A 17845-nucleotide genomic window follows, 5' to 3' on the forward strand; every position below is an offset into this window, starting at 1 on the left:
CGCCCTGCGATGCCGGCGAATCAGACTGGTGAAGCGCGCGTTCCGGGCTGCCGCGCGGCGGAGACGGACGTTGCGCGATACAGCTTTTGATGTGTTGGTTTGCTATGTTTTTTATAGCTGACTATTCAATGTATTCAGCGGCATGGAAGCGAAAAGACTCCATATAAGCTTCGCAACTGCTTTGTTCGACTCCACATGCGGCGTTTGTTGGTTCCGGGTCATCCGCCGTTATTTGCGGAAGATGGCTGCAGCGCAACGGTGCCGAGCGCCTCCCGCAGGCGCTCCCCGCCCGGGCTTTAGGCCTCGGCTGCCCGCGCCAGTGCGTCCAGGGCCGCCTGCACGTCCTGCGTGCCGACGCCTTCGACAGGCGCCAGGTGCCCCGCCAGCGCGGCCAGCGCTCCGGGCTCCCGCTGCAGCCGCGCGATGGCCTGGCCCGCGTCCCGTGGAACGTCGAAACCGGTGCTTTGCAGCAGCAGGCGCCCGTCCGCGGCCACCAGCTTGAAATAGAACTTGCCGTCCGCCTCGCGGTACTGCTTGAAGGAGGGCAGGGCGGCGGGCCTGGCGCTTGCGGCCGGGCGGGCGGCCGCGGCAGCACCGCTCCGAAGGCTGCGCAGGCCCACGGCGCTGCGCAGTTCGCGGATGAACGGCTGTGCCAGCGCGCGCGCGCGTTCGGCGCCGGCCAGCAGCGTGTCTTCGATGCGGCCGGGGTTGGCGATCAGCGATTCATAGCGCTCGCGCATCGGGCCGATCACGCTGTCCACGCGTTCGAACAGAACCTGCTTGGCGTCGCCCCAGGCGATGCCCTCCGCATACTGGTGGCGCAGCGCTTCGGCCTCCGCGGCAGTGGAGAACGCCTGGTAGATCTGGAAGAGCGCCGAGCCCTCGGCTTCCTTGGGCTCGCCGGGCGCGCGGGAATCGGTCTGGATGCCGCCGATGAGCCGCCGCAGTTGCTCGCGCGGGCTGAAGAGCGGGATCGTGTTGTCGTAGCTCTTGCTCATCTTGCGGCCGTCCAGGCCCGGCAACGTGGCCACATGCTCGTCGATGGCGGCCTCGGGCGGCACGAAGTGCTCGCCGTACATGTGGTTGAAGCTCGCCGCGATGTCGCGCGCCATCTCGATGTGCTGCACCTGGTCGCGGCCCACGGGCACCTTGTGCGCCTTGAAGAGCAGGATGTCGGCGGCCATCAGCACGGGGTACATGAAGAGGCCGGCCGTCACGCCGTCGTCCGTCTCGCGCCCGGCGGCCTCGTTCTTGTCCTGCGACGCCTTGTAGGCATGCGCGCGGTTGAGCACGCCCTTGCCGGTCACGCACGACAGCAGCCAGTTCAGCTCCGGGATTTCGGGGATGTCGGACTGGCGGTAGAACGTCACATGCTCCGGGTCCAGGCCCGCCGCGAGCCAACTGGCCGCGATCTCCAGCGTGGAGCGCTGGATGCGCACCGGGTCTTCGCACTTGATGAGCGCGTGGTAGTCGGCCAGGAAGTAGAAGCTCTGCACCCCGGGCCGCAGGCTGGCCGCCACCGAGGGGCGGATGGAGCCGACGAAGTTGCCCAGGTGGGGCGTGCCCGTGGTCGTGATGCCGGTGAGGAAGCGCGTGGTGCTCATGGTCGGAAACGGAAAGCGAAGGACGGGGGAAAGCCGGGGCGGAAACCCGCTGCGTGGCTCCGGGATGGGGCGTGAGGGCGGGGTGGTGGAGCCTGTCAACGCAGCAGCGCGGTGAGCGGGGTCAGCAGCAGGTTGATCGCGGAATAACCCACCGACATCAGCGGGCGCAGCCACACCGTGCCCACGATGCCCGCCACCACCAGGGCCAGCACGATGAAGAAGCCGTAGGGCTCGATGCGCGAAAGCCAGTGCGCCTGCCGCCAGGGCAGCAGCCCCATCAGGATGCGCCCGCCATCGAGCGGCGGCAGCGGGAACAGGTTGAAGGCCCACATGACCAGGTTCACGAGCACGCCGGCACGCGCCATTTCCATGAAGAAGCGCTCGTCCACCTCGAAGGCCACCAGCGCCACCATCAGCACCGCCCACAGGACCGCCTGAACGAAATTGGAGGCCGGGCCCGCCAGCGCGACCCAGATCATGTCGCGCTTGGGGTTGCGCAGGTGCCCGAAATTCACCGGCACCGGCTTGGCATAGCCGAACAGGAACGCTCCCGAGGTGGCGAAATACAGCAGCAGCGGCATCAGGATCGTGCCGACCGGGTCGATGTGCCGCAGCGGATTGAGCGTGATGCGCCCCATCATCGCCGCGGTGTTGTCGCCGAAGTAGCGTGCGGCGTAGCCGTGGGCCGCTTCGTGCACGGTGATCGCGAAGAGCACCGGCAGGGCATAGATGAGAACGGTTTGGATGAGATTGGAGAAGTCCACCGGCCGATTGTCTCAGAGGCCGCGTTGCGCGCCGGTCACGCAGGCAGGGGAACCCCTGGGGTCCGCCGGTTACCCGCCGCGTTAGCATGCTTATTTGTTGCCAAATGCAACGCGGGCGGTCGGACATCTCCGGCCCGGCGCACCACTACGGCAGGAGACGCGGCTATGGCTTGGGATGGTTTGAGAACCGGGACGCGGCTGGTGCTGGCGTTCGGCGTGCTGGCGTTGCTGGTCGCGGTGCTGATGGGCGTGGGCATCGCCGACATCGGCCGCGCCCAGGACGCGCACCGCGCCGTCCTGCAGGCCGCCGCCGCCTTGCCCGATGCGGCACAGCGTGCCCCCATCGAGCGCGCGGTGGCCGAGGCGCAGGGCGAGTTGTCCGGTCTGCGCGCCTGGCTGCTGGGCCTGGGATGCGCCGTGTTCGCCGTGGCGTTCGGCGCCTTCGTGCTGTTGCGGCGGGGCATCGTGGCACCGCTCGACCAGGCCATCCTCATCGCGGAAACCGTGGCGGCCGGAGACCTGAGCCAGGAATTCAGTTCCGACCTGCAGGGCGATTTCGGGCGCCTGCTGGGCGGGTTGGGCACCATGGAGGACACGCTCACCGAACTGGTGTCGCGCATCAAGCAGTCCACCGACGCGATCGGCGCCAGCGCGGGCGAGATCGACGCCGGCAACGGCGACCTGGCGCGCCGCACGGACGAACAGGTGGCGTCGCTGGCCGAAACCGCCGCGAGCATGGAGCAGCTCACCGCCACCGTGCGCCAGAACGCCGACCGCGCGCGCTCGGCCAGCGGCCTGGCGGTGGCGGCCTCCGGCACGGCCGAGCGCGGCGGCACGGTGGTGGGGCAGGTGGTGCAGACCATGCAGGCCATCAGCGGCAGCTCGCACAAGATCGTGGACATCATCCAGGTGATCGAGGGCATCGCGTTCCAGACCAACATCCTGGCGCTGAACGCCGCGGTGGAAGCGGCCCGCGCGGGCGAGCAGGGCCGGGGCTTCGCCGTGGTGGCCGCGGAAGTGCGCAGCCTCGCGCAGCGCAGCGCCGTGGCGGCGCGCGAGATCAAGGGCCTCATCGACACCTCGGTGGAGCAGGTGCAGAGCGGTGCCGGCCTCGTGGAGCAGGCCGGGCGCACCATGGAAGAAATCGTGCGCTCGGTGGGGCAGGTGACCACGCTGCTCGGCGAGATCTCCCATGCCCTGCACGAGCAGAGCGACGGCATCGCGCACGTGAACCAGTCCGTCGCGCAGATGGACGGCACCACCCAGCAGAACGCCGCGCTGGTGCAGCAGGCGTCGCGCGCGGCCGCGGCGCTCAACGAGAGGGCGCACGACCTGCAGCGCGCCGTGGGGGCGTTCAAGCTCGATTGACGGGGCCGTTGGCCGGGCGGGCCGTAGACTGCCTTCAGCGCCGCCGGCCCCCGGCGGCTTTTGGTTGGTGACCGAGAACGGAAGGCAGGCCCCATGGACGGCATCGGCGACGGTGCGCCGCCCTGCACGCGCAGGGCATTTTTCCGGCACGCATCCCGCGCATCGGCGGGCGTGGCGGCGCTCTCCGTGGCCGCATGCGCGCGGCCCCTGCAATCGCCGCCTCCGCTGCGCATCGACCGCAGCGTGTCCTCGGAGAGCCAGGATGCACGCGTGCGCCACCTGGTGCTGCACTACACGGCCGCACCGCTCGCGCGCTCGATGGAACTGCTCACCGACGCGGCTTTCCGGGTGAGCGCGCATTACCTGGTGCCCGAGGGCGAGGATCTGCCCGTGTACCAGCTCGTGCCGGAAGACCGGCGGGCATGGCATGCCGGCCCGAGCTACTGGCAGGGCGAGCGGATGCTCAACGCCAGCTCGATCGGGATCGAGATCGTCAACCCCGGCTTTCCGGACGAGGACCAGGCGCTGCCACCGATGCTGCGCCGCTGGCACCCCTACGGCGAGGCGCAGTTCCAGGTGCTGGCACGGCTCGCGGCCGGCATCATCGCGCGGCACGGCATCCGGCCGACCCGGGTGGTCGGGCATTCCGACATTGCGCCCGGGCGCAAATCCGACCCGGGGCCGCTGTTCCCCTGGGAGCGGCTCTACCGCGAGCACGGCATCGGCGCGTGGCCCGATGCCGCGGCGGTCGAGCGCCACGCCCGGCTGCGGCCTTTTGCGGGCGACATGGCATCGCTGCAGTCGCGGTTGCAGGCCTACGGCTACGACACGCCGCAGACCGGCCTGTTCGATGAGGGGACGCGGCAGGCCGTCATCGCGTTCCAGATGCACTTCCGGCCGGCGCGCTGCGACGGGGTGCCGGACACGGAAACGGCCGCCATCCTGGATGCGCTGCTCGAGAAATACCGCGGTCCGGGCCGCGCGGCGGGTGCGCCCGGCAGCGGGGCAGGCGAAGACAACGGGGAGCCGCAGGAAGCCGGGGCACGCTGAGCGGCCCGGCCACCGGCAGGCCCGTCAGAGCCCCAAGGTCGCCAGGCTGCCCCGCCCCTCGCGCACCACGCGCGGCTCGCCGCCGCTGGCCATGTCGGTCAGGTCCACGACGGTCGTGGGCTCCAGGGGGCAGGCGCCGGCGTCCACCACGGCGTCGATCTGGTGCTCGAAGCGCGAGCGGATTTCGGCGGGGTCGTTCATCGGCTCGGTCTCGCCGGGCGGGATCAGCGTGGTGGCCAGCAGCGGTGCGCCGTGCAACTCCAGCAGCAGTTGCAGCCCCTTGCGGTCGGGCACGCGCAGGCCGATGGTCTTGCGCTGCGGGTGGCTCACGCGGCGCGGCACTTCCTTGGTGGCATCGAGGATGAAGGTGTAGGGGCCGGGCGTCGCCTGCTTGACGAGGCGGTACTGCCGGTTGTCCACGCGGGCGTAGTTGGACACCTCCGAGAGGTCGCGGCACAGCAGCGTCAGGTGGTGCTTTTCATCGACCTGCCGGATGCGGCGCAGCCGGTCGACGGCGTCCTTGTCGTCGAGCTGGCACACCAGGGCGTAGCTGGAATCGGTGGGCACGGCGAGCACGGCGCCGCGCGCCAGCAGGGCGGCGGCCTGCTTGAGCAGCCGGGGCTGCGGATTGTCGGGGTGGACTTCGAAGTACTGGGCCATGGGTGTCGCGCGGGGCCGGTTTTTCAGGCGGCGGGCTGCCGGACGCGGTCGGCGAGCAGGTCCCAGACCGGGGTGAGCGTGCCGGGCAGCGGTGGCAGGGCGCCCAGGTCGGTGTGCGATTCCTGCGGGCTGTGGAAGTCGCTGCCGCGTGAAGCGGCCAGCCCGAATTCCTGGGCCACGCCGGCGTAGGTGATGTACTCGGCGGCCGTGTGGCTGCCCGTGACGACTTCGACCCCGCGGCCGCCGTGCTGCCGGAATTCGGAGAAGAGCGCGTATTCCTCGGTGGCCGAGAACCGGTAGCGCGCGGGGTGCGCGATGACGGCCATGCCGCCGGCTTCGTTGATCCAGCGCACCGCATCGCCCAGAGCGGCCCAGCGGTGGGGCACATAGCCGGGCTTGCCCTCGGTGAGGAACCGGCGGAACACCTCGGAGGTGTCGCGGCACACGCCGGTCTCCACGAGGAAGCGCGCGAAATGCGTGCGGGAGATGAGTTCGGGGTTGCCCACGTAGCGCAGCGCGCCCTCGTAGGCGTCGCGGATGCCCACCCGTGCGAGTTGCTCCGCCATCTCCTGCGCGCGTTCGCCGCGGCCGCCGCGCGTGGCTGCCAGGCCCTGCCGCAATTGGGCGTCGTCCGGGTCGAACCCCAGGCCGACGATGTGCACCGTCGTGCCGATGAAGGTCACGGAGATTTCCACCCCGGTCAGGTAGGCCATGCCCTGGGCGGCAGCGGCAGCCATGGCGCGGTGCTGGCCGCCGACCTCGTCGTGGTCGGTCAGGGCCCAGAGCGTGACGCCGTTGGCGCGCGCCCGCTCCGCGAGGGCTTCAGGCGTGAGCGTGCCGTCGGACACCACGGAGTGGCAATGGAGGTCGGCATTGGGCTGGGTAGGCACGGGGCCATTGTAGGACCGGGTTTTTCGCGGTGTATGCCGCGCGCCACGAAAACGCCTTCCGGCAACGCGACCGTAGTGCCATGCACCGGTATTTGTCACATAGGTTGGCTAGGCACCGAGGCGTCCATGCCAATATGTACAAAAATGTTTCAGCGCCCCCCGGCGCCCCTTTTACCGATGGGGCTTCCCTTTCGTGTGCCGAGCGCACGCCGTCCTCTCTTCCTTGCTTCCTTGTTATGACCTTGAACCATCTGCCTGTCGGCCGCAAGCTGTGGGCCATCATCCTGGGCGTGCTCGTCACCATGCTCCTCCTCCTGGGCGGGCTGCTGGCCCATGTGTCCCGTGTCGACGCGGAAACCGCCCGGGCCGTGCAGGCATCGGAAGACCGCATCAGCGATGCGCTGCGCTGGAAGGGCATGGTCGAGCGCAATGTGGAGCTGGTCATCATCGGGGCGATCACTTCCGAAGACGCACTGGCCGCCCAGTTGCAGGCCGATGTGAAGGCCGGCATCGCCGCCGTGTCGGAAGTGCAGAAACGTGTGGTCGAGGGGGCCGTCACGCCCGAGGACAAGGCGCAGCTCGAACGCGTCGCCGCGGAACGCACCAGTATCCTGGCCGTCGTGGCGGAAGCGCAGAAGGCCCGCGCGTCCGGCGACATCGAGGGTGCGCGGCAGATCGCGCAGCAGCGCATGCGCCCTGCGGCCGCGCGCTACACGGGCGCCCAGGAGGCTTTCGTGGAATTGCAGGCGAAGGCGCGCGAGCGCGCGAAGGCCGAGGGGCAGGCGCAGCGCAGCAGGGCGCAGGCCATCGGCTTCGGGCTCGCCGTGCTGGTGTGCGTGCTGGCCGTCGCCATGGCGCGCTTCGTCGTGGCCTCCATCACCCGGCCGCTGGACCGCGCCGTGGGGCTGGCCGACGCCATCGCCGAGGGCGACCTCACGGTGGACGTGCACGACGACCGGCGTGACGAGCTGGGCCACCTGCTGCGCTCGCTCTCGGCCATGTCGGCCCGGCTGCGCGGCGTGGTGACCGAAGTGCGCTCGGGCGTGGAATCGGTGTCCTCCGCTTCCAACGAGATCGCCACCGGCAACCAGGACCTTTCCGCGCGTACCGAGCAGACGGCGGCCAACCTGGAGGAGACCGCCGCCAGCATGGAACAGCTCACGGCCACGGTCACGCAGTCGGTCGACACGGCGCGGCAGGCCAACCAGCTCGCCGCCACGGCCGCGCAGGCGGCCGAGCGCGGGGGTGAGGTCGTGGGGCAGGTGGTGGCCAGCATGCAGCAGATCACCGACAGTTCGCGCAAGATCGGTGACATCATCGGCGTGATCGACGGCATCGCGTTCCAGACGAACATCCTCGCGCTCAACGCAGCCGTCGAGGCCGCCCGCGCGGGTGAGCAGGGCCGTGGCTTCGCCGTGGTGGCCGGCGAGGTGCGCAGCCTCGCGCAGCGCTCGGCCGAGGCCGCCAAGGAGATCAAGCAGCTGATCGGCACGTCGGTGCAGAACGTCGAGTCCGGATCGCAGCAGGTCAGCCAGGCGGGGCAGAGCATGCAGGAGATCGTGGGCAGCGTGCGCCGCGTGTCCGACCTCATCGGGGAGATCACCGCCTCGTCCACCGAGCAGCGCGACGGCATCTCCCAGGTCAACCAGGCCGTGAGCAACCTCGACCAGATGACGCAGCAGAATGCCGCGCTCGTGGAGCAGTCCAGCGCCGCGGCCAGCGCCATGCGCGACCAGGCCCGCCGGCTGTCGGAAGTGGTGTCCGTATTCAACGTCGGTGGGCAGGCGGTGCCGCAGCGGCCCGTGCCGGTGCCTGCACCGAAGGGGGTTGGCGCGGGCGGCAGCGTCCCCCGCGCGGTGGCGGCAGCGCCGAGCGCGGCGGCGCGCAAGGTCGCCGCCCCGGCCTCCGCCAGCGCACTGCCCGCCGCACCACGCAAGGCCATTCCTGCTGCAGCGCCCGCCCCCGTGGCAGCGGCCGCATCCGCACCGGCGCCCAGGCCCGCCACGCCGGCCACCGCGCCGATGTCGGCGCTGCGCACACCCGCCAAGCCTGCCAAGGCCACCACGGCGGACGACGACTGGGAAACCTTCTGACCGGCACGGCGCCGCGCCCGACGCTGGAGGCCGGGCCTCGCGTTGCAGCGGCCTAGAGCTGCGCGCCTTCCACCAGGAACTGCACGCGCCGCTCGCCCTTCCATTCGTTCACGTCGAGGCGGAACGCGAGCAGCACGCGCGCGGGCAGCGGGTCGGTGTGGCCGAACCAGATGCCGTCCACCGGACGGCCCTGGTGCAGCAGCTTGAGCGAAAGGTGGTTGCGGCCTTCGCCCACGAGGCGCTGGCTCACGATCTCCACCTCTTCGCTGAACGTGGGCGGCGCGAAGCCCTGTCCCCAGACCTCGCGGTGCAGCGTGTCCACCAGCTCCGCGCGGCAGTATTCGGGCGAGAGCGGGCCGTCGGTGTCGAGCCGGCGCATGAGCGTGGCGGCGTCGAGCCATTCCTGCGCCACCTGCGCGAAGGCGCGCTCGAACACCGCGAACTGCTCCTGCGCCACCGTGCAGCCGGCCGCCATCGCATGGCCGCCGAACTTCAGGATCACGCCCGGGTGGCGCTTGGCCACGAGGTCCAGCGCATCGCGCAGATGGAAGCCGGGAATGGAGCGGCCCGAGCCCTTCAGCTCGTGCGCCTTGCCCGGCGCGCTGCTGGTGGCGAACACGAACGTGGGCCGGTGCAGCCGGTCCTTGATGCGTGAAGCCACGATGCCCACCACGCCCTCATGGAAGTCGGGGTCCCACACGCTGACGGCGGCGGGCGGCGTGTCGTTCTCGCCGAACAGGCTCTCGGCCATGAGCAGCGCCTGCTCGCGCATGCCGCCCTCGATCTCGCGCCGTTCGCGGTTGATGGCGTCCAGCGTGCGCGCCAGTTCCGCCGCGTGCCCCGGATCGTCGGTGAGCAGGCATTCGATGCCGAGCGTCATGTCCGCCAGCCGGCCGGCCGCGTTGATGCGCGGCCCCAGCGCGAAGCCGAAATCGAAGGTGGTGGCCACGGCCGCCTTGCGGCCCGCGGTGTCGAAGAGCGCCGCGATGCCGGCCGGCATGAACCCGGCCCGGATGCGCTTGAGGCCCTGCGCGACGAGGCGGCGGTTGTTCGCGTCCAGCCGCACCACGTCGGCGACGGTGCCCAGCGCCACCAGCGGCAGCAACGGCTCCAGCTTGGGCTGGCCGGCCTTGTCGAACACGCCGCGCTCGCGCAGTTCGGCGCGCAGGGCCATCAGCACATAGAACATCACGCCCACGCCGGCGATGGATTTGCTCTCGAAGGCACAGCCGGGCTGGTTGGGGTTCACGATGGCGTCCGCCTCCGGCAGCGCCGGGCCGGGCAGGTGGTGGTCGGTGACCAGCACCGAGAGGCCCAGGGCCTTGGCTTCGGCCACGCCCTCCACGCTCGCGATGCCGTTGTCCACGGTGACGAGCAGGTCGGCGCCGCGCTCGTGCACGCGGCGCGCGATGGCGGGGCTGAGCCCGTAGCCGTCGATGACGCGGTCCGGAACGAGGTAGCCGACCTGCCGCGCGCCCAGCAGCCTGAGCCCGCGCACGGCCACGGCGCAGGCGGTGGCGCCGTCGCAGTCGTAGTCGGCCACGACGACGATGCGCCGGTCGTGTGCGATGGCATCGGCCAGCAGGGCCGCGGCCTCGCGCGCGCCGTGCAGCGACGGTGGCGGCAGCAGCCGCGCGAGCGCGTCGTCGAGTTCGTCGTGCGCGGTCACGCCGCGCGCGGCATAGAGCCGGGCGAGCAGCGGATGCACGCCCGCCTGTTCCAGCGCCCACACGGCGCGGGGCGGAATGTCTCTGGCGATGATCTTCATAGCTGGGGGTGGATGTCCGCGAAGCGCTCCGGCCGCAGGCGGCGGCGCAGGCGCTCCACCAGGCCCAGGGGCCGGTTTTCCCAGGCCATCGCGCTGCGTTCGCCGCAGAGCGTGAGGCGCACCGCGCCGCCTGCCGCGGCGCGGTCGGCCAGCACGGCCACCGGGCCCGCGTCGAGTGCGCGCCAGGCCTGGGCCCAGGCACGCCAATCCTCGTGCAGGGCGGCGTCGCGCAGGTCCGTGGGCATCTGCGGCACGGGAGCTGCGGGCGGGACGTGCTCCGGCAGCCGGCCGGCGCCATGCACCCAGAACGCGTTCACGGGCGGCAGGCCACGCTCGGCGCGGGCGTCGTTGAAGGGATGGGTGTAGAGCAGCATCTGCATCTCGCTGTGCAGGCGGTGCAGCAGCCGCGCCCGGTCCGCATCGGGCATCCAGGCGCGCACGTCGCGCTGCACCACGCGGTCGAGCGACGCGGTGGCAAGGCCTTCGAACACCGGCGAGCGGGCGAGCCAGCGCGTGGGCGAGGCATAGGAGAGCGCGATGCCGTCCTCGGCGAACCACGGCGCGACGATTGCCAGCGCCTCGCGCGAGGCGGCTTCGTCCAGCCCCAGCGTGGCCGGGTCCGCCAGCATGACCTGGTCCGCGCCGACCTGCCAGCGGCAGGGCGTCACCCAGGCCCAGGCAGCGCCTTCGTCGGCGCCAAGCGTTTGCGCGTGCTGCGACCACGCGGCCCAGGGCAGGGCGCCGTCGCCCGGAGCGGTGAGGCCCAGGTGGCGGGCCAGCGCGCGTTCGTGGGGAGGCGTGAAGTCGGATTCCTCGCCGGCGTCGGTGCCGGCGGGCGACAGGCGTGCGAGCAGCCGGTCGAGGTGGGGCAGGCCGAGGTCCTGCAGGACCTGCCGGGACCCGGGCGCCGTGCTGGCCGCCAGGGGGATGAGCAAATGGTGAATCTCCGACATGGAGGGTATTGTCCGGGATGCCACAATCTGCGCCGCTTCGGTGCCGCCATTCCCGGCGCGGCGCGGGGCCGCTTCTTCCCCAACATGCAACTTCCCTACGAACTGGCCCTGGGCTGGCGCTACACCCGGGCCGGACGCGCGACGCGGCGCAACGGCTTCATCTCGTTCATCTCCGGCGTCTCCATGCTCGGCATCGCGCTCGGCGTGGCGGCCCTCATCATCGTGCTGAGCGTGATGAACGGCTTCCAGAAGGAAGTGCGCGACCGCATGCTCAGCGTGGTCTCGCACATCGAGATCTTCGCGCCGCAGGGCGCGGCGCTTCCCGACCTGCAGCGCACGATGGCCGAGGCGCGGCGCAATCCCGAGGTGGTGGGTGCCGCGCCGTTCGTGGCGTCGCAGGCGCTGCTGGCGCGCGGCGAGGACATGAAGGGCGCCCTGGTGCGCGGCATCGATCCGGCGAGCGAGGGCGAAGTGACCGAGCTGGCCGCGCGCAATGCCAGCGCGGTGAAGACCCTGGTGCCGGGTGAATTCCACGTGGTGCTCGGCACCGAGCTGGCGCGCTCGCTCGGCGTGCGCCCCGGCGACGCCGTGACGCTGATCGCGCCGGGCGGCCAGGTCACCCCGGCCGGCGTCGTGCCGCGCCTCAAGCAGATGACCGTCACGGGCCTCTTCGAATCGGGCCACTACGAATACGACTCCGCGCTGGTGCTGCTGCACCACTCGGACGCCGAGCGCATCTTCCGCCTCGAAGGCCCGACGGGCATCCGCCTCAAGCTGCGCGACCTGCACCAGGCCCCGGCGGTCACGATGCAATTGGCGCGCTCGCTCACCGGCGACCTGCTGATCCGCGACTGGACACAGCAGAACCGCACCTGGTTCGCGGCCGTGCAGCTCGAAAAACGCATGATGTTCATCATCCTCACGCTCATCGTCGCGGTGGCGGCGTTCAACCTCGTCTCCACGCTGGTCATGACGGTGACCGACAAGCGCGCCGACATCGCCATCCTGCGCACGCTGGGCGCGAGCCCGCGCAGCATCATGGCGGTGTTCGTCGTGCAGGGGGCCATGGTGGGCGTGATCGGAACGGTGTGCGGGCTGGCGCTGGGCCTGCTCGTGGCGTTCAACATCGACGTCATCGTGCCGGCCATCGAGCATGCCCTGAACGCGAGCTTCCTCCCCAAGGACATCTACCTCATCAGCAAGATGCCGAGCGACCCGCAGACCAGCGACATCGCGCCCATCGCGGTGATCTCGCTCATCCTGGCCTTCGCGGCCACGCTGTACCCGAGCTGGCGCGCCAGCCGCGTGAACCCCGCCGAGGCACTTCGCTATGAGTAATGAGATCCCCACGCCCGGCACCGACGTGTCCTCGCTGCCCCCCGAGGGGGGCCTCGCCCGTGCTGCGGGCGCCGCCGAAGCACCGGTGGTGCTGCAGGCGCGCGGCCTCACCAAGCGCTTCACCGAAGGCCGGCTGGACGTCACCGTGCTCAAGGGCGTGGACCTGTCCGTGCACGTGGGCGAGACCCTGGCCATCGTGGGCGCCTCGGGCTCGGGCAAGAGCACGCTGCTGCACCTGCTGGGCGGGCTGGACGCCCCCTCGGCGGGCAGCGTGCAGTTGCAGGGTGCGGCGTTCGACACGCTGTCGCCCCAGCAGCAGGGGCGGCTGCGCAACGCGCACCTGGGCTTCATCTACCAGTTCCACCACCTGCTGCCGGAGTTCAGCGCGCGCGACAACGTCGCCATGCCGCTGCGCATCCGGCGCGACGCCTACGCCGACTGCCTGGAGCGGGCCGACGCCATGCTGTCCGCCGTGGGCCTTGCGCAGCGCCTGGACCACCGGCCCGCCGAACTCTCCGGCGGCGAGCGCCAGCGCGTTGCCATCGCCCGCGCCCTGGTCACCCGGCCCGCCTGCGTGCTGGCCGACGAGCCCACGGGCAACCTCGACCGCGCTACTGCCGACAGCGTCTTCCAGTTGATGCTCCAGCTCGCGCGCGAGCAGGGCACGGCCTTCGTCATGGTCACCCACGACGAGGCGCTGGCGGCGCGCTGCGACCGCATGGTGCGCCTGGTGTCGGGTGTGCTCGATGCGCGGTAATTGCTATTAAATAGATAGTAAACTATTGAATGAATCCGGCGGCATGGAGGCAAAAACACTGTGAATCCTCTTGTACAGGGCGCCGCTGAGGCCCCGCTGCCGCCGCTGCTGGCGATCACGCAGGGCGACCCGGCCGGCATCGGTCCGGAGATCGTCGCGCGGGCCTTCCGCGATGCGCCCGGCGATCTGCGCGGCTGCTTCGTGGCCGGCGACGTCGAGACGCTGCGCCGCGCCGCGCGCTGCATTGCGCGGCCGGGCGAGCCTTCGCTGCCCGTCGCCGTGCTGGCATCGCCCGCCGAGGCCCGCGGCGCGCCGCCGCGCTGCCTGCCGGTGCTGCCGCTGCCGGGGCTGCCCGGCCCGGTACCGTTCGGCGCGGTGAGCGCCGAGGCCGGACGGGCCGCGGCGGATTGCGTCGTCTGGGCCGCGCGGGCCGCGCTGCGCGGCGAGGTCGATGGCCTAGTGACGGCGCCGCTGCACAAGGAGGCGCTGGCGGCCGCCGGCGTGGACTATCCGGGTCACACCGAGCTGCTGCAGGCAGAGGCTGCCCGCCATGCCGGCGTGCCCGTGGCCGGCATGCCGGTGCGCATGATGCTGGCGAGCGATGAACTGCGCACCGTGCTGGTCAGCATCCACGTGTCGCTGCGCGACGCGATCGCGGCCGTCACGCCGGACAACGTGCTGCGCACGCTGGAGATCACCCACGAGGCGCTGCGCCGCAGCCTCGGCCGCGCACCGCGCATCGGCGTGGCGGGCCTCAACCCGCACGCGGGCGAGGGCGGGTTGTTCGGGCACGAAGAGGCGGAGTCCATCGCGCCGGCCATCGCGGCCGCGCGCGCACGGGGCATCGATGCGCACGGCCCCTTCGCGCCCGACACGGTGTTCATGCGCGCGCGCAGCACGCCGCAGCGCGCGGGCGAATTCGACGTGGTGCTGGCGATGTACCACGACCAGGGCCTCATCCCCGTGAAATATCTGGGCGTGGACAAAGGCGTGAACGTCACGCTCGGGCTGCCGCTGGTGCGCACCAGCCCGGACCATGGCACGGCCTTCGACATCGCGGGCCGCGGCACGGCCGATGCTTCGAGCCTGATCGAGGCCGTGCGCATGGCACGGCGCCTCGCGCGGCCGTGACCGGGGAGCGGCGCGCCGCTCCGCTCTTTTTTACCGGCAGGTCAGCGGCGCAGGCTGTCGCGGATCTCGCGCAGCAGCACGATGTCCTCGGGCGGCGTGGCGGGTGCGGCCGGTGCCGGGGGTGGTGCCTCGCGCTTCAGGCGGTTGATTTGCTTGACCATCAGGAAAATGATGAAAGCGAGAATCAGGAAATTCACCGCGACGGTAATGAAGCTGCCATAAGCGAGCACCGGAACGCCGGCTTTGCGCAACGCATCGAGCGTGGCCGGGGTACCCGGCGGGACACTGCCGAGCACGAGAAACAGATTCGAGAAATCCAGCCGGCCGAATACCAGGCCGACCACCGGCATGATGACGTCGTTCACCAGCGAATCGACGATCTTCCCGAAGGCGCCGCCGATGATCACGCCGACGGCGAGGTCTATCACATTTCCCTTTACCGCAAACTCCCGGAACTCTTTTGCAATACCCATTTCGCCTCTCCTTGATATAGCTGAAAACCCTTGCAGTATTGCCGAGTTGGAGGGGTGATAACCCCTGGAATTAACCTTACTCGCGCCGCTACAATTTGTGATTGATCCTAAAGCGACGACCTTCGAGGACCCCCATGAGTGAAACCCCAATCGACTCCAGCAAGAGGACGTGGCTCATTGCGTCGGGCTGTGCTGGTGCGGTGGGCGGCGTGGCGACGGCCGTGCCGTTCGTGAGCACGTTCCAGCCCTCCGAAAAAGCCAAGGCCGCTGGGGCCGCGGTCGAGGTGGACATCTCCGGCCTGAAAGCCGGCGAGAAAGTCACGGTGGAGTGGCGCGGCAAACCGGTGTGGATCATCAAGCGCACCCCCGAGCAGCTCGCCGCGCTTCCCGGCCTCGACGGCCAGCTCGCCGATCCCAAGTCCGAACGCAAGCCGTCCGAACTCACCCCCGAATACGCGCGCAACGAGAACCGCTCTATCAAGCCCGAGATCCTCGTGGCGGTGGGCATCTGCACGCACCTCGGCTGCTCGCCCAGCGACAAGTTCGCCCCCGGTGCGCAGCCCTCGCTGCCCGACGACTGGAAGGGCGGCTTCCTCTGCCCCTGCCACGGCTCGACCTTCGACATGGCCGGCCGCGTCTTCAAGAACAAGCCCGCGCCCGACAACCTCGAAGTGCCTCCCCACATGTACCTGTCGGAGACCAAGCTCCTGATCGGTGAAGACAAGCAGGCCTGAGGGAGAAGAACGCATGGCTCACCACGAATTCAAGGACATCTCTCCGAACGCCTCCACGGGCGCCAAGGTCACGAACTGGTTCGAGAACCGGTTCCCGACGGCCTTCGACGCCTACCGGGTGCACATGTCGGAGTACTACGCTCCGAAGAACTTCAACTTCTGGTACATCTTCGGCTCGCTGGCGCTGCTGGTGCTGGTGATCCAGATCGTCACCGGCATCTTCCTCGTGATGCACTACAAGCCCGACGCCGCCAAGGCATTCGAGTCGGTCGAGTACATCATGCGCGACGTGCCCTGGGGCTGGCTCATCCGCTACATGCACTCCACGGGCGCCTCGGCGTTCTTCGTGGTGGTGTACCTGCACATGTTCCGCGGGCTGCTCTACGGCTCCTACCGCAAGCCGCGCGAACTGGTCTGGATCTTCGGCTGCGCGATCTTCCTCGCGCTCATGGCCGAGGCCTTCATGGGCTACCTGCTGCCCTGGGGCCAGATGTCGTACTGGGGCGCCCAGGTGATCGTGAACCTGTTCGCGGCCATCCCCTTCGTCGGCCCCGACCTGGCACTGCTGATCCGCGGCGACTACGTGGTGGGCGACGCCACCCTGAACCGCTTCTTCAGCTTCCACGTGATCGCCGTGCCGCTCGTGCTGCTGGGCCTCGTGGTCGCCCACCTGCTGGCGCTGCACGACGTGGGTTCCAACAACCCCGACGGCATCGAGATCAAGGGCCCCAACGCCCCGCGCGACGAGCAGGGCCATCCGCTGGACGGCATCCCGTTCCACCCGTACTACACGGTGCACGACATCTTCGGCGTGTGCGTGTTCCTGTTCATCTTCTCGGCCGTGGTGTTCTTCGCACCCGAGTTCGGCGGCTACTTCCTGGAATACAACAACTTCATTCCGGCCGACCCGCTCAAGACGCCCGCGCACATCGCGCCCGTCTGGTACTTCACGCCGTTCTACTCGATGCTGCGCGCCATCACGAGCGAGATGATGTATGCGCTCATCGGCTGCGTGGCGCTGGCCGCGGGCTTCGGCGTGATCAAGGGCCGGCTGCCGTCCTTCGTCAAGGCCGCCATCGTGGCCGTGGCCGTGGTCGCCATCGCGCTCATGCTGTCCATCGACGCCAAGTTCTGGGGCGTGGTGGTGATGGGCGGTGCCGTGATCATCCTGTTCTTCCTGCCGTGGCTCGACCACAGCCCCGTGAAGTCCATCCGCTACCGCCCGAGTTGGCACAAGTACCTTTACGGCATCTTCGTGATCAACTTCGTGGCCCTCGCATACCTGGGCGTGCAGCCCCCGTCGCCGATCGGCGAACGCGTCTCGCAGGTCGGCACGCTGTTCTACTTCGGCTTCTTCCTGCTCATGCCCTGGTGGAGCCGCCTCGGCGAGCCCAAGCCGGTGCCTGACCGCGTGACCTTCGCCGCGCACTGAGCGGGCCGGAACGACGACCATGAAAAAAATCATCCTCACGCTGATTGCCTCGCTCGGGTTCGCCCTGGGCGCGCACGCCGCAGAAGGCGGCATCGCCTGGGACAAGGCCCCGGTGCGCACGAACGACACGGCCTCGCTGCAGAACGGCGCCAAGATCTTCGTCAACTACTGCCTGAGCTGCCACTCCGCCGCCTTCATGCGCTACAACCGCCTGAAGGACATTGGCCTCACCGACCAGCAGGTCAAGGACAACCTGCTCTTCGCCACCGACAAGGTCGGCGAGACGATGAAGGCCACCATCGATCCGCGGCAGGCCAAGGACTGGTTCGGCGCCAACCCGCCGGACCTCACCGTGATCGCGCGTTCGCGCGCCGGGCACAACGGCACCGGAGCGGACTACCTCTACACCTTCCTGCGCACGTTCTACCGCGACGAGACCAAGGCCACGGGCTGGAACAACCTCGCTTTCCCGAGCGTGGGCATGCCGCACGCGCTGTGGCAACTGCAGGGCGATCGCCGTCCGGTTTTCGAGGAACACGAGAGCCACGGCCACAAAACCCAGGTATTCAAAGGCTGGGAGCAACTGACTCCGGGTACCATGTCGCCCCTCCAGTACGACGAGACCGTGGGTGATCTCGTCAACTACCTGCAGTGGATGGCCGAGCCGGCGCAAAATACGCGGGTTCGCGTCGGTGTGTGGGTGCTGATCTTCCTCGGCATCTTCACCGTCATCGCCTGGCGCCTCAATGCGGCGTTCTGGAAGGACGTCAAGTAAGCTTGGCCTCCGCTGCAGCATCAGCGTCGCCTTCGTGCGGCGCATTTCGCTTTCC

Annotated in this window: 16 protein-coding genes; 9 read left to right on the forward strand and 7 right to left on the reverse strand. The window is 69.8% G+C overall.

Annotation, left to right across the window (positions count from 1 at the left end; translation table 11 throughout):
- Positions 1 to 296: 296 nt before the first annotated feature.
- A complete protein-coding gene (locus BM144_RS04335; RefSeq protein WP_092950051.1) occupies positions 297 to 1604 on the reverse strand; it encodes a tryptophan--tRNA ligase in 1308 nt (435 codons plus the stop codon).
- 95 nt (positions 1605 to 1699) lie between these two features.
- Positions 1700 to 2368 (reverse strand): site-2 protease family protein, encoded by a 669-nt coding sequence (locus tag BM144_RS04340; protein ID WP_092950052.1) that lies wholly within the window; start codon positions 2366 to 2368, stop codon positions 1700 to 1702.
- Between the two features lie 165 nt (positions 2369 to 2533).
- Here BM144_RS04340 and BM144_RS04345 point away from each other — a divergent pair, with 165 nt between their 5' ends.
- A complete protein-coding gene (locus BM144_RS04345; protein WP_092950053.1) occupies positions 2534 to 3736 on the forward strand; it encodes a methyl-accepting chemotaxis protein in 1203 nt (400 codons plus the stop codon).
- Positions 3737 to 3829: 93 nt separating this feature from the next.
- Complete coding sequence (locus tag BM144_RS04350; RefSeq protein ID WP_092950054.1) at positions 3830 to 4786, forward strand: N-acetylmuramoyl-L-alanine amidase; 957 nt, start codon at positions 3830 to 3832, stop codon at positions 4784 to 4786.
- Between the two features lie 24 nt (positions 4787 to 4810).
- On the opposite strand, the gene BM144_RS04355 is transcribed toward BM144_RS04350, so the two are convergent.
- Both BM144_RS04355 and BM144_RS04360 read right to left on the reverse strand, forming a co-directional pair.
- Complete coding sequence (locus BM144_RS04355) at positions 4811 to 5446, reverse strand: L-threonylcarbamoyladenylate synthase (protein WP_092950055.1); 636 nt, start codon at positions 5444 to 5446, stop codon at positions 4811 to 4813.
- 23 nt (positions 5447 to 5469) lie between these two features.
- Positions 5470 to 6336, reverse strand: a complete 867-nt coding sequence (locus BM144_RS04360; RefSeq protein ID WP_092950056.1) for a 3',5'-nucleoside bisphosphate phosphatase — start codon at positions 6334 to 6336, stop codon at positions 5470 to 5472.
- Between the two features lie 236 nt (positions 6337 to 6572).
- On the opposite strand from BM144_RS04360, the gene BM144_RS04365 reads away from it, so the two are divergent.
- A complete protein-coding gene (locus BM144_RS04365; protein WP_092950057.1) occupies positions 6573 to 8429 on the forward strand; it encodes a methyl-accepting chemotaxis protein in 1857 nt (618 codons plus the stop codon).
- A 52-nt stretch (positions 8430 to 8481) separates the two neighbouring features.
- Here BM144_RS04365 and recJ read toward each other — a convergent pair whose 3' ends face one another.
- Entirely contained in the window at positions 8482 to 10197 is a 1716-nt protein-coding gene (gene recJ, locus BM144_RS04370; RefSeq protein ID WP_092950058.1) for a single-stranded-DNA-specific exonuclease RecJ, read from the reverse strand.
- Positions 10194 to 11150, reverse strand: coding sequence for a phosphoglycerate mutase (locus tag BM144_RS04375; protein ID WP_092950059.1), 957 nt, complete (start codon positions 11148 to 11150; stop codon positions 10194 to 10196). Before BM144_RS04375 ends, recJ begins: the two co-directional genes overlap by 4 nt.
- Before the next feature lie 84 nt (positions 11151 to 11234).
- On the opposite strand from BM144_RS04375, the gene BM144_RS04380 reads away from it, so the two are divergent.
- The 3 genes from BM144_RS04380 to pdxA are packed head-to-tail and all read left to right on the forward strand — an operon-like array spanning position 11235 to position 14376.
- Entirely contained in the window at positions 11235 to 12488 is a 1254-nt protein-coding gene (locus tag BM144_RS04380) for a lipoprotein-releasing ABC transporter permease subunit (RefSeq protein WP_092950060.1), read from the forward strand.
- A complete protein-coding gene (gene lolD, locus BM144_RS04385; RefSeq protein ID WP_245783524.1) occupies positions 12481 to 13245 on the forward strand; it encodes a lipoprotein-releasing ABC transporter ATP-binding protein LolD in 765 nt (254 codons plus the stop codon). The genes BM144_RS04380 and lolD overlap by 8 nt, the downstream gene beginning before the upstream one ends.
- Before the next feature lie 60 nt (positions 13246 to 13305).
- A complete protein-coding gene (gene pdxA / locus BM144_RS04390) occupies positions 13306 to 14376 on the forward strand; it encodes a 4-hydroxythreonine-4-phosphate dehydrogenase PdxA (protein ID WP_434802642.1) in 1071 nt (356 codons plus the stop codon).
- A 41-nt stretch (positions 14377 to 14417) separates the two neighbouring features.
- Here the strand turns inward: pdxA and mscL are convergent, their stop codons facing one another.
- A complete protein-coding gene (gene mscL, locus BM144_RS04395; RefSeq protein WP_092950061.1) occupies positions 14418 to 14849 on the reverse strand; it encodes a large conductance mechanosensitive channel protein MscL in 432 nt (143 codons plus the stop codon).
- 134 nt (positions 14850 to 14983) lie between these two features.
- Here mscL and petA point away from each other — a divergent pair, with 134 nt between their 5' ends.
- From petA to BM144_RS04410, 3 genes are read left to right on the forward strand one after another with little or no spacing between them, the layout of a single operon-like run.
- The gene (gene petA, locus BM144_RS04400; RefSeq protein ID WP_092950062.1) at positions 14984 to 15583 is read left to right on the forward strand and encodes a ubiquinol-cytochrome c reductase iron-sulfur subunit; all 600 of its coding nucleotides are present in this window, start codon (positions 14984 to 14986) and stop codon (positions 15581 to 15583) included.
- Between the two features lie 13 nt (positions 15584 to 15596).
- Complete coding sequence (locus BM144_RS04405; RefSeq protein WP_092950063.1) at positions 15597 to 17015, forward strand: cytochrome b; 1419 nt, start codon at positions 15597 to 15599, stop codon at positions 17013 to 17015.
- Between the two features lie 19 nt (positions 17016 to 17034).
- Positions 17035 to 17790, forward strand: coding sequence for a cytochrome c1 (locus BM144_RS04410; protein ID WP_092950064.1), 756 nt, complete (start codon positions 17035 to 17037; stop codon positions 17788 to 17790).
- The last annotated feature ends 55 nt before the right edge of the window (positions 17791 to 17845 follow it).

Source organism: Paracidovorax konjaci (assembly GCF_900112675.1).
GTDB classification, from domain to species: Bacteria; Pseudomonadota; Gammaproteobacteria; order Burkholderiales; family Burkholderiaceae_C; genus Paracidovorax; species Paracidovorax konjaci.

Excerpts from the sequence above, each read along its gene's own strand:
- BM144_RS04380 (WP_092950060.1), top strand. The coding sequence starts at position 11,235 with ATGCAACTTCCCTACGAACTGGCCCTGGGCTGGCGCTACACCCGGGCC.
- BM144_RS04410 (WP_092950064.1), top strand. The coding sequence starts at position 17,035 with ATGAAAAAAATCATCCTCACGCTGATTGCCTCGCTCGGGTTCGCCCTG.
- petA (WP_092950062.1), top strand. The coding sequence starts at position 14,984 with ATGAGTGAAACCCCAATCGACTCCAGCAAGAGGACGTGGCTCATTGCG.
- BM144_RS04355 (WP_092950055.1), bottom strand. The coding sequence starts at position 5,446 with ATGGCCCAGTACTTCGAAGTCCACCCCGACAATCCGCAGCCCCGGCTG.
- mscL (WP_092950061.1), bottom strand. The coding sequence starts at position 14,849 with ATGGGTATTGCAAAAGAGTTCCGGGAGTTTGCGGTAAAGGGAAATGTG.
- BM144_RS04405 (WP_092950063.1), top strand. The coding sequence starts at position 15,597 with ATGGCTCACCACGAATTCAAGGACATCTCTCCGAACGCCTCCACGGGC.
- BM144_RS04350 (WP_092950054.1), top strand. The coding sequence starts at position 3,830 with ATGGACGGCATCGGCGACGGTGCGCCGCCCTGCACGCGCAGGGCATTT.
- recJ (WP_092950058.1), bottom strand. The coding sequence starts at position 10,197 with ATGAAGATCATCGCCAGAGACATTCCGCCCCGCGCCGTGTGGGCGCTG.
- BM144_RS04365 (WP_092950057.1), top strand. The coding sequence starts at position 6,573 with ATGACCTTGAACCATCTGCCTGTCGGCCGCAAGCTGTGGGCCATCATC.
- lolD (WP_245783524.1), top strand. The coding sequence starts at position 12,481 with ATGAGTAATGAGATCCCCACGCCCGGCACCGACGTGTCCTCGCTGCCC.
- BM144_RS04345 (WP_092950053.1), top strand. The coding sequence starts at position 2,534 with ATGGCTTGGGATGGTTTGAGAACCGGGACGCGGCTGGTGCTGGCGTTC.
- BM144_RS04335 (WP_092950051.1), bottom strand. The coding sequence starts at position 1,604 with ATGAGCACCACGCGCTTCCTCACCGGCATCACGACCACGGGCACGCCC.
- BM144_RS04375 (WP_092950059.1), bottom strand. The coding sequence starts at position 11,150 with ATGTCGGAGATTCACCATTTGCTCATCCCCCTGGCGGCCAGCACGGCG.